This is a genomic window from Segatella sinensis, from assembly GCF_040095255.1.
Classification (GTDB): Bacteria; Bacteroidota; Bacteroidia; order Bacteroidales; family Bacteroidaceae; genus Prevotella; species Prevotella sinensis.
Map to the genome: position 1 here is coordinate 1 of NZ_JBBNGE010000066.1, position 13,215 is coordinate 13,215.

The 13,215-nt window shown below is 39.4% G+C and carries 14 protein-coding genes; all 14 read left to right on the forward strand.

The features are described 5' to 3' along the window. Positions 1-119 precede the first annotated feature (119 nt). Positions 120-698 (forward strand): GTPase, encoded by a 579-nt coding sequence (locus AAAT87_RS13640; protein ID WP_349226711.1) that lies wholly within the window; start codon positions 120-122, stop codon positions 696-698. A gap of 12 nt (positions 699-710) precedes the next feature. Beyond that, the gene (locus AAAT87_RS13645; RefSeq protein ID WP_349226712.1) at positions 711-926 is read left to right on the forward strand and encodes a hypothetical protein; all 216 of its coding nucleotides are present in this window, start codon (positions 711-713) and stop codon (positions 924-926) included. A gap of 6 nt (positions 927-932) precedes the next feature. Continuing rightward, complete coding sequence (locus AAAT87_RS13650; RefSeq protein ID WP_349226713.1) at positions 933-1,136, forward strand: hypothetical protein; 204 nt, start codon at positions 933-935, stop codon at positions 1,134-1,136. A gap of 704 nt (positions 1,137-1,840) precedes the next feature. Further along, positions 1,841-3,004 carry a nucleotide exchange factor GrpE gene (locus tag AAAT87_RS13655; RefSeq protein ID WP_349226714.1) on the forward strand — a complete coding sequence of 388 codons (1,164 nt, stop codon included), beginning with the start codon at positions 1,841-1,843 and terminating at the stop codon, positions 3,002-3,004. Between the two features lie 4 nt (positions 3,005-3,008). Then, positions 3,009-4,769, forward strand: coding sequence for an alpha-amylase family glycosyl hydrolase (locus tag AAAT87_RS13660; RefSeq protein ID WP_349226715.1), 1,761 nt, complete (start codon positions 3,009-3,011; stop codon positions 4,767-4,769). Between the two features lie 232 nt (positions 4,770-5,001). Next, on the forward strand, positions 5,002-6,132 hold the full coding sequence (locus AAAT87_RS13665; RefSeq protein WP_349226716.1) for a hypothetical protein: 1,131 nt from the start codon (positions 5,002-5,004) through the stop codon (positions 6,130-6,132). Between the two features lie 9 nt (positions 6,133-6,141). Further along, complete coding sequence (locus AAAT87_RS13670) at positions 6,142-6,456, forward strand: hypothetical protein (protein ID WP_349226717.1); 315 nt, start codon at positions 6,142-6,144, stop codon at positions 6,454-6,456. A 17-nt stretch (positions 6,457-6,473) separates the two neighbouring features. Next, the gene (locus AAAT87_RS13675; RefSeq protein ID WP_349226718.1) at positions 6,474-6,815 is read left to right on the forward strand and encodes a YkvA family protein; all 342 of its coding nucleotides are present in this window, start codon (positions 6,474-6,476) and stop codon (positions 6,813-6,815) included. A gap of 36 nt (positions 6,816-6,851) precedes the next feature. Next, a complete protein-coding gene (locus AAAT87_RS13680) occupies positions 6,852-7,427 on the forward strand; it encodes a hypothetical protein (RefSeq protein WP_349226719.1) in 576 nt (191 codons plus the stop codon). A gap of 185 nt (positions 7,428-7,612) precedes the next feature. Then, positions 7,613-8,464 (forward strand): caspase family protein, encoded by an 852-nt coding sequence (locus tag AAAT87_RS13685; RefSeq protein ID WP_349226720.1) that lies wholly within the window; start codon positions 7,613-7,615, stop codon positions 8,462-8,464. Position 8,465: 1 nt separating this feature from the next. Next, a complete protein-coding gene (locus tag AAAT87_RS13690; RefSeq protein WP_349226721.1) occupies positions 8,466-9,128 on the forward strand; it encodes an RNA polymerase sigma factor in 663 nt (220 codons plus the stop codon). A 14-nt stretch (positions 9,129-9,142) separates the two neighbouring features. Beyond that, positions 9,143-9,643 carry a hypothetical protein gene (locus AAAT87_RS13695; protein WP_349226722.1) on the forward strand — a complete coding sequence of 167 codons (501 nt, stop codon included), beginning with the start codon at positions 9,143-9,145 and terminating at the stop codon, positions 9,641-9,643. Positions 9,644-9,656: 13 nt separating this feature from the next. Beyond that, positions 9,657-12,434 (forward strand): CHAT domain-containing protein, encoded by a 2,778-nt coding sequence (locus AAAT87_RS13700; RefSeq protein WP_349226723.1) that lies wholly within the window; start codon positions 9,657-9,659, stop codon positions 12,432-12,434. 326 nt (positions 12,435-12,760) lie between these two features. Continuing rightward, on the forward strand, positions 12,761-13,215 hold a 455-nt coding region (locus AAAT87_RS13705), incomplete at its 3' end, for an ADP-ribosylglycohydrolase family protein (protein ID WP_349226724.1).

Here is a 13,215-nt window from a genome sequence, read left to right on the forward strand (position 1 = left end):
CTAAATTCAATGCAATTCTTGCTGTAGTACAACAGTAAGACGATTACTCATGCCCATAGGGGTGCTGAGTAGTTACCTTGAATGGTAAAATTACAAAGTTCTGCAAAGACGGAGTGATTATGCAAAACAACCCAGTATCATTTGTTGACAAAAGAGTAGCTACAGAAATGCCAGAAGTGGTACGAAAAGCAACTCAAGAGGCTATTGATAAAGAAACTCAAAAGATAGAGAAAGAGTTAGGAATTAATGGCCTTCTTGCTAAACTTTCACAAGTACTCGGTAAAGATGATTTAGAAAAGATTAAAAAGTTATGGAATGATGCCAATGCACGCCCTGTAAGAGTTGGTATTCTTGGAAAGTGCGGTGTTGGAAAATCAACAACTGTAAATAATTTATTTCAAGGTGAGCTTGAAGAGATAGAGCCAATTACTTTAAGCACAAGTCGTCTTGGAGTTGGTAATTCTGTCGCACAGTATAAGAAATACAAATTACCAAAAGGTGGCAGACTGACAATTGTTGATTTGCCAGGCTATGGTAGAGATTTAGTTGAGGACGAATCTTATCAAGAAATTTATCTAAAGGAACTGAAAAATTGCGATATAATTATCTTAATTATACAAGCAAATAGTTCTGATTTAGTAGACGATCAGGTGATGATTCAAACTCTTATTGAATGGAAAAAGGCAGGTCTAATATAAAAAAATGAAAGAATGGCAACAATAAATATTCCAGATGGATTACTTACAGCAGATGAACTTCGCGAATTACAAGGTGGAGTTAATGAGGCAGTAAAAGAAAAAACAAAAACTGGTTATATGACTATGAGTAGATTTATGAATATAATAAAATCTGCTTGTGGTTGGATATGGGATAAGATTTCTGGATTCTTTTCGGATCTTTGGGATGGACTATGTGATCTTTTCTAATTAAATATGGCAAAAGTATACATACCGTCAGGATTGCTATCCCCTAGTGACGAACGGGCATTACAAGATGCTGTCGATGAAGCTGTTCGTGAAAAAAAACGAAGTGGATGGATTTCTTTGTCTCGCTTTAAAGATATCATAAGAAGAGCTTGCTCATGGATATGGGATCTAATTGAAGGCTTTGTCACTATGTGGTATACTTTTAACTAAAAAACGGAGAGCTATGAATAAAAATATGGAGTATAAAGTACCATATAGGTACTATTTTCATAGCTCTCTTCTTGTTTTTTGACAAATTCCTTGTGGTATATTAAAGGAGTAATACATAACCTTTATGAATAAAAGTCTAAGAAGAACATCTCAACGCTCTGAAAAAGTCTCTGAACTTATTCGTTATGTTGTATTTGCTGGATTTGGTCTAATATGGATGATCCTTCAAACGGACAATCAGGACATAAGGAGTCTCTCAATAAAAGGTCCTTTGGGAATAGCTACAGTAATGTTGTGCTGTGCTGTTATTACTGAATTTTTAGACCTTATGATAGACGTGTCTTCTAATTTTATTAAGGTCATGCAAATATAAAATTTACAGAATCAACAACAATACATATTTGCGAATTACAGTGACTTTTATGGTATTTGAAAGCTGTATTGGTTATTTTTGCATATGGAACAGTCCTTATTGCAATTTCGTAAATATATTTGTAACAAAACCAAACTATGTTAAAATACATCATAGTATGTTTTGATGTAAAGCAAAATAACACATGTTGTACAAAGGCACACTAAACGTTTATTTTCCCTGCGAGTTGAAGAACTCGCAGGAGATAAAACGTATGCGGAGAATGTGGGCTGATGTCATGCAAGGTCAAAGGAACTTGACTCGCAGACTTAGGTTCCCAAACACCAACCAAATGGACATTCTTGCCTTTAGACAACAGAAAGAAGATCTTCTAAAAGCATACCAAGCAACGTGGGCTACACGTTTAGGAGTAGATTTGCCGAATAGAGAAGAATCGGGATGTTATGCGACACCAGAATTAGCTGATGAGTATCGCCATCCGAGAGAAGACAATCTGTTTGTGAAAAGTGTAAGTTTGAAAGTTTCTTCATTCTATGTAAAATACCCACCTTTGACCGAAGGCAAAGATGGCGTTTGCATAGAAGGAAAACTCATCTTTCATGTAAATGTTGACAATAGAGTTGCTACAGCGATTGTTGTATTTAATTTTGATCGTCTGAGTGTAGATGATGTAATACTTCTTAAACATACTTTTTATAAGAGGTGCCATGTCATTATATATGAAAGAGATGGAGAAAGACAATTTAGGCAAACCGCAAGCACTTTTCAAGAGTATGTAACGTCAAAGTTAAAACCTATATATCCTTACCTTGAGACAGACATTGATAACCGTGCTCGATATATGTTGTTGGATGTGATAGAGCCTATTGCAAATTATCCAGATATAAAGCTACGAAATGCCATTATATATGGTATGTTGACAAGTGATGAAGGCTGGAGACATGCAATGAATGCTGGGCGCAATTTAGGTAGGAATCATTCCAAACGTGATGCATACCAACTGTATTATAATAGAAAGAATGCGATCGTAGTAACAACCCTTGAAGCTTATTCACGATATATTCAAGAAAAAAGTAGAATTTGGAATAGTATAAACCATGCCCAGGGGCACGTAGAAATTCCGACTTTCATTGATTTTTATGATGTCGCAGGCATAGACAAGCAACTTTTTGCAAAATACTTGAAGACGGTTGAACTCGACTATCTGATTAATATCGCTTCAACGAATGAAATATCTAATAAAATAAAGAAGAGTCTGTTCAATCCTATAAAATTAAGTTACAGAGCCTACAGACTTTGGAAAATATTGAACGAATTGGATATGAATCTCTACCATATAGATAATGAAATGCATGAATCTTTTGAAATTACATGTGCCATTGATAAGGTTCGTACAGAATATAACGAAATTATAGGGTTGCTTACTAATTTCCTTCTTTTATTGGTAGCGGTACTTACTTTGTTGGCTACTTTGGTTACAATATTAAAACAATAAGAATATGGATATAACAAGAATAGACCCTCCTTGCTGGTTCGCAAACATGAATGACAATGTATTGCAGTTACTCGTCTATGGTAGCGATTTATTGGATGTACGTGTCGATATAGAATATCAAGTTGAATTGGATAGTTCTATAGTAAGTAACAACTGCAACTATCTTATTGTAAATGTTGATACAAGCAATGTAAAACCCAATACAAGTTGTACTCTGTTGTTTCAAAGAAACGGAAACATCATAAGGAAAGAGTATAAATTTCTTCCACGGAGGAATAAAAGGATCGAGTTGCTTTCAATGAAAGATGCCATATATCTTCTTATGCCTGATAGGTATGCTGTAGGAGATAGGAAGCGTGGCATAGAGAAATTTGTTATAGATAAAGATAATCCTGATTGTTGGCATGGTGGCACAATCAATGGTATGACTTCTCATATTGATGATATAGCCAATATGGGCTTTACTGCTATTTGGCATACGCCAGTATTTGAAAACAGACTGAATGTAGCGTCCAATACTCAATATTATAATTATCATGGTTATGCCATTACCGATTTCTATGCCATAGACCCACATTTCGGTAGTATCCAGGATTATTGTGAGTTTGTTGATACAGCACACAAAAAAAGCATAAAGGTGATGATGGACATGGTGTTCAACCATTGCGGAATAGACCATCCGTTTGTGAAGGATCCGCCAGTTGAGTGTTGGTTTAACAGAAAAGGATGTACGAACTATTCGCCGCTAACGGAGTACGATAGACATGCTTCGGTATATGACAGGGAACATTTTGTAAGAGGATGGTTTACTGAGAATATGCCAGACATCAATCTATCCAATAACATCGTATTGGACTATATGACTCAAATGAGCATCTGGTGGATTGAAACAACTGACATTGACGCATTCCGTATAGATACGTATCCCTATGCTGGTACAGAATATATGCAAAAGTGGCAAAGGCGGTTGTATGCAGAATATCCACAATTCCCAATTTTGGCAGAGGCTTGGGTTGGAGAAACAGAATATGTGGCAAAGATGCAAAGCAATAATCTTGCGGAGATTCCAGAATCGACAATGTCTTTTATGGACTTTGCTTTTCAGCGTCGCTTGTCAGATACACCTTTAGGAAATAAGGGAAGAGAAGTCTATACCCATTTTGCTCTTGACTTTGCATATAAGAATCCTCAAAACCTACTTGCTTTTATTGATAACCATGATGTCGTTCGTTGGTTGTTTAAGCATCCGTCTGTGGATGGACTAAAACAAGCGATTGGACTTTTGCTTACAATACCTCGCATACCACAAATATATTACGGCACAGAAATTCTGATGGCTGGAGATGGAAAAGGAGATACTGATGGCAATATGCGTCAAGACTATCCCTGGAATATATCTTTAACAGCCGAGCAACAAGACTTTAAAGCTTATGTATGTAAACTGCTTAAATGGAGAAAAGGCTGTAAGGCTATAACGGATGGCGAAATGATGCATTTTGTTCCTCTTGACGGGAATGTATATGTGTATTTCCGCTACCTTAGGGACAATAATGGAAATGTTGATGATTCAAATGTCGTAATGATAGTTGTGAATTTCTCAGAAGTAAATATAGAAGTTGATTTGTGTCGCTTTAAGGAAATGCTTTCTGTGTGTGAATTATGGCATGATGTTATTGACAATAAGGTGAGGTTATTGAACTCTATGAATTCAATAAATATTAAGGCTAATGGTATAATAATTTTAGAAAGTAACAAGAATGATTAATTATTTTGTGAGTTGTGAAAAATGTTGTTGCGGTTGTTCGCACAACCAGAATCTTTATATAGTTTTAGCTGGTACACTTTGTATTTGCGTGTTGCTAATACTGGTATATTTCTTATTATCCCAATGTATCCAATGCAAACATGAAAAACGTTTGCTAGATTCTTGCACAAAAAAATAAAGGTGATAGATATATCGCATATTTAAAATCTATACCCATAAAAAGGAATGAGTTATGGACGGATTATTTGATTTCATTTACGACCACCTGCCAGACAGCTGGTTTGATAATTTTCATCAAACATGGGGAGATGCCCTCTCTGACGAAATGGTGATGCAGTCGGTGCAAGAAGCGAGCGACTTCTTCAACATGGATGCTCCAATGGATGTTCATGAAGATTGGACTACAGGCGTAATGACTGGTATGACCTTTACAGAAGACGATGACATCCTTGTGTTCAATCGTCAGCAAATGCTTGATATGGGCATTACCGATAAGGAAGGCTTTGACTTGGTGATGACGCATGAAGGGGCGCATCGTGCCTTGCAAGGAATGAATACAGGGTTTGACTCTCATCAAGAAGAACTCTGCTGCGACTACATGGCTGGTGTGCGTGCAGGACTGAATGGTATGGACGAAGGCAAAATGGAAGCCTCGTTGAGTGGAACAGCCGAAAGTGAGTCACACCCCGATGGCGTTGCACGTGTGGCTGCTATTGAAGCTGGAGTGTCTTTTGCCCATGACTATATGAAAGCACATAATGGCGTGCCGCCAACATTCAGTGATTGCCTTGACCACTTTAATCAGACTGATGTATATGCTTCGACTATTACACCGCATGAGGCTGGACACGTTAACTTGCGTCCTGATGTGGCTTTTTCTGACGCTGACAATATGACTACCGGACATGAACTCAAAGGTTATACCCAACATGATGTGGAGTGGTATGAGCATCAAGCTCGCATCAGCTCTGGTACAGAACAAGCACATTGGCTGAAAGAGGCTGAATGGGCTAAGAACCATTTGCATGGTTTTGCTGCAGAGGGCGTAGCCGAAAGTGCAGATGCTGCGAGTCAAGGACTTCATGAATTTCATCATGATGGTGAATATGGCAACGCCACTGGTGACTATTGGGACGATTCACACTCTAATAGAGACGAATTGCATGGCTTTGTAAATGATAAGTCGTATCATCTTGATAGAGCTGAGTCTGCCCAACACAACGCAGAATGGCATGAGAAGCGTGCGGAAGCTGCTATCGCAAGGGGCGACTTGAGTGCGGCAAAGGAACATACGAGCAAAGCGGAGTCTTTTCGTAAATGGGAGAAAGACCATATCCAATCGGCTCAACGAAGTACAAAATAAAATCAGACAATGGGATTACTTTCAGATATATTCGGCTTTATAGATGACCTTGCAAGCGGAAGTTCTTACTACAAAGAGAATAGCATTGAGTGGTGTGACAAAGCATGGCGACGTATGCGCAACGCTGAACGTGGCGAAGCACGCCTTTATCAAATAGGCGATAAGGTTTATCGCCAGTTGTATGTTATGCTTGAAGGTGGCATGGAAGGCTACTTCACCGACACGAACGACCGAGGGTGTAATCCCGAAAATCTGCATCTCAAACGTGAAGCCCGAAAGGAGTTAGAACGTGTTGGACATATCGTAATCAAAAAATACCGATAGTTATTATGATGAACGGAATGGATTTCAAGAACTTAATGTTCTATATAGGTGAATACACCAAGAAAGTTGGACGAGTGGCTGCACGGCCTGTGCTGCTGACCTATTTTGTGATGATGGACAGCAAAACTCCTAAAAGTGATAAGTTGGCCTTAGCCACAGCCATTGCATATGTGGTACTACCCATAGACTTGATTTCGGCTAAACGTTTCCCGATTATCGGGTGGTTGGACGAAGTGATGTCGTTGAGCGTAGCTTATAGCAAGGTGCAGAGCCATGTAACCAGAGAAATGGAGCGTAAGGCTGATGAACTTTTGGATAAATGGTTGCCCGAATATACGAATTATGAAATGGTGGAATAACATGAGAAAATATTCTTTACATTGTTAGCAATGTTAATGGCAACATTTGCATGTGTCCGTGCAAATACTCCCGTTGATAAAACCTCTTCATCCCTTATACAATCGCTTAATCTGCCCACAACGGCACGAGTTGCTGCAGAGTCATACAATCTTATTGTATTTGCAAACGTAGACAGCACATACAATGAAATGGATGTCGTGACATTATGGACATACAAGCCGAAAGACAAAACGCTAATGAAACTATTGACAACAAATCCTGGTAGCGATTATGAATGTCTTGGCTATGAAGATAAAGCGCAAAGGGTTTCATTCACATCCATTCCAACGATAAGTAACGTGTACATCAATGCGGAAGAGGATAAAATCTTGGTTGAGGGTTGTGACGACAGGAACTGCTATTCGTATATAATAACTCTCACCGACGGATTACCAACAATACAGTTGCCATGCAATGCAGGAGTCCTTGGGATGTCTTCAGAAGAAGAACTGCCAATTGCGCAGTCATACACTTATTACAAAGGCGGAGGAAGATACAACATCATATCAGTCTTTGACTGGAATGGAAAATGTTTGAAACATTTCAGTTTGAAAAGCATGGAAAGTCAATAAATAGGCATAAAACAAAAACAGATGGATAAAGATGCATATAATGATATATAGTCTCTTTGCCACGTAATATAAGATACTTTGTAAAGTGATCTATATATACTTATGCACACTGAATGAAAACAAGAATCATCACATATATTCTTCTATTGCTCTCTTTGTCTGTCCCCGCACAGACAAAGAGAGCTTTGGTCATAGGGTTAGGAGAACAGCAAGATAAGGCATGGAACAAAATTAATGGTGACAAGGATGTTCCGCTTGTTCAGACAATGCTGAAAAATGCAGGTTTCAAGTCGGTTACGACATTAGTAAATCGACAGGCGACCAAGGTTGGGATTGTCGGGGCATTCAAGAGAATGACGGCGTCATGCAAATATGGCGATGTGGTATATATCCATTATTCTGGACATGGACAGCAGATGACGGATGTGCATAATGACGAGAGAGACGGACTGGATGAATGTTGGATTCCGTATGATGCTTGTCGGAAAGCAAGCGCAACATATCATGGTGAGAAACATCTGACGGATGATGAACTGAATGTTTACCTCAATGTAATCCGCAATAAAATAGGTGCAAGAGGCAAACTGCTTGTGGTGATAGATGCTTGCCATAGTGGTGATGGTACTCGTGGCGATGATGACGAAGTGGTGAGAGGCGTGGAAGACACATTGGTGGTTGACAGCCAAAATGCTCGTGGCTTATATGAGACTTTCGAAATGCTTAAATCCCTCTTTATGGGTGACTATGACAAGGAAAAAATCATTAACGATAAAGCTAAGCCTTTGGCGGAACGATGGATTACCATCAGTGCATGCAGAAGCGACCAAGTGAATTTTGAGATGAAAAAGCCTGCTGTCGGCAAATTGACATACGCCTTGTGGACTGAGCAGAAGAAGAGTGAGAAGGTAAGCAATGAAGAGTTTATGAAGCGAATCAGAAGGTTTGTGTACCGCAATGCCAGTAGCAGACCACAACAGCCAGAAATGACTGGTGAAGACATCGGAAAATATAATATAACTGATATTTTGAACAAATAGAATGGCAAAGACAATACAAATGCGTACACCGCAACAAGAGAAAGAAGCTCGGCTTGTTGCTGGAATGTACGATAAGAATAGAAAAATACAGTCGGAACTGTATGCTTATTGCTCGAAGTACTTTTGGGCAAACTACCGTGGCGTGTTCTTCGCTGATGAGGAATCTGCCACGGAAATTTTCCAAAACACATTCATTGCGATGTGGGAGAATATCGAGCGCAGGAAGATTTATGTGAGCGACGGCAGAGTGATGGGCAAGAACAACGAACCATTGAGTGGCAGCATCCTCACCTATTTTATGGGGATTGCTCGCATCAAGTATCTGGAATGGGTAAGAGAACATCCTGCCTATGCAGACCCAGAAACAGAAATGGGACGAAAGATAAAGGAAGAAGGATTTGATGCCCAGCAATACATCAATATGCTGTATGATTCGGAGGACAACAAGATGCTTGACATCATTGCTGATGTCATATCACATATGTCGGAGCGGTGCTGTGAGATATTAAGCAAGTTCTACTATGAGGAAAAGGACTTGGACACAATCCTGTTGGAAATACCGACAATAGATTCAAAGAACGCTCTCAAAACCAAGAAGCATAAATGTATGGAATCATTGCGCATTTCGGCAAAAAACATTTATTGCAATTATTTGAACTCATAAAATGGCAGATGGATATGGACAATAATTTTCAAGATAGAATAGATGAATACCTGCTTCATGAAGACACCATGTCGGAGGAAGCCAAGGCTCAATTTCAGAAAGAGATAGAAGAGAATACTGAGAAAAAGAAGCAGTATGAGTTTACGAAGAACGTAAAGGAGGCTTTGAAAAGTCGTGGTGATAAACTGAAAGCCATGACTGAGTTCCAGAAGGAAAATGAGACACAGGATGAAAAGCGAATGACTGCTTGCTCTTGTCCTGAGTATAGGCAAACTGAAGATATAAAAATAGTAGGACATAAGTCTAACTTCAGAAAGAAACTGGTATGGTTCTCTGGTATTGCTGCCGTATTGGTTATAGGCTTCTTTGCCATCAATCCGCTGTTTATGGAAAAAAACTCCCCTACGGACAATGTGCGTGGCGATGAAAACGATGTGTTTGATATGACGGCGCCAACAGACAGTATTAGTAATGACTCTATATCAACAGATACCGTTACGTTACTACATGAATGAATCTGAAGGTAGAATGAAGAACTATAAACGTTATATAACAATTGTATTTATTTGGCTTTTATCCACCTGTAGTATATGGGCGCAGACAAATCCGTATAGATTTGGAAGCCCTAATTATTGGATGGCTCAAGGTTCTTTGGATATTAACGCAGGTAAATTTAATCTTGCATACGAACATTTACAAAAAGCCCAAGAGGGGTATCGTAATCTTGGAGATGTGGAGTTTCAAATACAAGCAACAGAAGCTATGGGAGCTTTGAAGGCAGGATTGGGTGAATGGGAAAAAGCCAACGAACATTATAAAGATGCTTTGCAAATAGCAACAGAAGCCAACGAGGATTTCGCTCAATCCAAAGTTATGGTTGACTTACTTGCATTATATAGAACTGTAGGCGACATTATTGGTTATAATCAGTATCTGAAAGCGTTGGACTCTCTGTATCATGTGTCCAATTCTGCCAAGCTGAAGACGGTGTATCATCTATATTGGTCAAATGAATATTTGGCACGTAAAGAGTTTGCCATGGTCGAGACGCAATTGCTGCAATGTTGGGATGTGATGCAGGATTTGCCTTTCTCTGATCGAGAACAGGCAAAACTCAATTACTATAGTAGTATGATGAACCTGAAACAGCAGCAAAGGCAATACAAAGATGCTATCAGAGCAGCAAAGCACTATATTGAGCAAACTAAAATTTTGAATGGCAGGAATAGTGACCAGCAGTACCAGGCATACAGTAACCTGTGTACACTCTATGCTCTGGACAATGACAGTACGAGAGCCTTTGCGTGTCTGGACAGTTTGGAACGTGGTGTTGGTCATTCCTATCAAGACAAGGAAGTGATAGCTAACTTTTATAATGTAAAAGGATGTTGTTATGCCGACTTTAAGAAATACGACAAGGCAATAGCGTGTTTTGATAAAGCATACAAAACTCTCTATCATAAGAGAACGGAAGATTCGCCTTCCAAATTCGCAAGCTTGCTGAACAAGTCTGAAGCCTATTTCATGCTTAAGCGTTATGATGATGCTTATGCGACTTTTAGTGAATATGTAGAGACGAGCAGGAATAAATATGGAGAGACTTCTGGTACTTATAGTCAGGCGCTCTTCACATTGGCCAATATAGAAGGTGCTCGCGGAAATATAAACGAGGCAGATAGTCTGTTTCGTATGTCCATGAATTGCTTGCTTGTTAATATGAAACAACTCTGGCGATACTCGACTCCTTCGCAAAGAGAACAGTTTTGGATGGAAACGCTGAATAACCTTAGTGGGATGGCTGCTTTTGCCGTAAAATGCGGAAACTTCGATAGTGAATTAACTGAAACCTGTTATAATGCCTTGTTGTTCTCGAAGTCGTTATTGCTTGAAACCGAGAAGTCGGTTGTCGATATCATCCGAAAGGAAGGAACTGATGATGACATTGCCAACTATCGCAATCTCTTGGCTGTAAACAATAGACTTCTGGTATTGAGAAACAACTATGAATATAATAAGCTTGAAATAGACAGTTTGACGATACAACAAAGAGAGTTGGAACAACAGTTAAGTCACAAGTGCCAAAGTTACAATGAATATGAGACATACCTTGATATAAACTATGAAAAGGTTAGAAATAGTCTGGCTGATCATGAAGTAGTGGTAGATTTCTCTGATTATCAAACGGAAGATTCTGTACGTCAGTATGCAGCATATATTTATGATAAAGATAAAAGCCATCCTCTTTTGGTGAAGTGTTTTGACCAACAGCAGCTGGATTCTCTGCTGGATGGTATGCAAAACTATACTCTCTATAATTATGAGCAGTTACAGAATAGGGCTTCAAAATTAATCTGGAAACCAATCGAAGCAAGCATTGCTAAAGGAAGTACTGTGTATTATATTCCATCAGGCGTCATGCACGGCATCGCATTGGAGGCTCTTCCTCTTTCTGATGGAACGACATTAGGGCAGCATTATGATTTTGTAAGACTGACTTCTGCAAGGGAAATCGTGAATGCTCATCATTCTAGCAAAATCAATAGAACTGCTACGCTTTATGGAGGACTGCAATACAGTTTGGATCCTCAAAAGATGGAAGAGGAGAGTAAGGCGTATGAAAAATCTGATTTGGCAGGACTGGTGCGTTCTGAATATGGTGTATCTGGATTTAAGGACTTGCGCAATACGAAAGATGAAGTCAAGAAGATTGAAAAAACTCTGGTGGATAACGGGTTTAGTGTTAAAGCTTACTTAGGTTCAAAGGGAAATGCTGAGTCCTTTGTGGCTTTAGATGGCAAGTCTCCATCTATTGTGCATATAGCAACACATGGTTTCTATTATACTCCGGATGAGGCGAAAGACAAGGATTTCCTTCGTGGTTATACTGATGCGATGTCTTTATCTGGATTGGTGTTTGCTGGAGGCAATGCTGCTTGGTTAGGCAAGAAGAATGTAGATGGTGTGCTTGGTGGTGTGCTGACTGCTAAAGACATTGCAAATCTTGATTTCAAAGGAACTGACTTGTTGGTTCTTTCTGCATGTAAGACAGGACAAGGTAAAGTGACTGCTGAAGGGGTGTTTGGTTTGCAGCGTGCCTTCAAAAAAGCAGGTGTTGGCACCATCATCATGTCGCTGTGGAATGTAGATGATAAAGTGACTTCTGAGTTTATGGTTGCTTTCTATGGGCGGCTTACTGATAAGGCTAATAACTGGAACAAGCGCAAGGCATTTGAACAGACCAAGGAAATCATTCGCAAGGAGCATCCTGATCCATATTATTGGGCTGCATTTGTGATGTTGGACTGATAGTGATCAAATGCAAAGAACAAGTGTATTTAAATATTTTCTGATAGCAAAGGGTTACTTCTATACTCTATATCTCATAAACAGACAAATAACAAACTTAGAAGTTGTGCCCGACACGGATTAAGGTATTGAGATATGAAAAGAATAGCAATTATTCTGGTTATGGCTTTTGTCTTTGTGGCAGGTGTTAACGCGCAGCTGTATATCAATGTAAAACGTGCATGCCCACAGTGCATGGGTTACGGAGCTGCCAACAATGGGACATATTTATAGTGCTGCGGAAATTAGGAAGGAATAACCACATAAAAAGAATAAAATATATTGATATGGAAAAAATAGATATGATGCAGAAAGACAAGATACGAGGCTCACTTATAGGAGGAGCCGTTGGCGATGCGCTCGGTTATCCTATAGAGTTTATCAACTCGTATGAGGGTATAAAGAAGAGGTATGGAGATAATGGCATCACAAGACTGGACACTACCCAGTGGTGGTTGCCTGATGAAGAAAATAGCGGCAAGGCATGGATTTCTGACGACACTCAGATGACGCTGTTCACAGCTTGTGGCTTGCTGAATGCAAAAGCGCAGGGCGCAGCTCCCAAGTATGCTATTTGCGAGGCATATTTTGAATGGTATTACACACAAATAGGTAAGAGATCTGGTCGTCATAAGGAATGCTGGATTGGTGATGTGCCTGAACTCAACAATCGTCGTGCTCCAGGCCAAACATGTATTACTGCCTTGCAGGATATTCTTAGAGGTAAAGACCCATACAACAA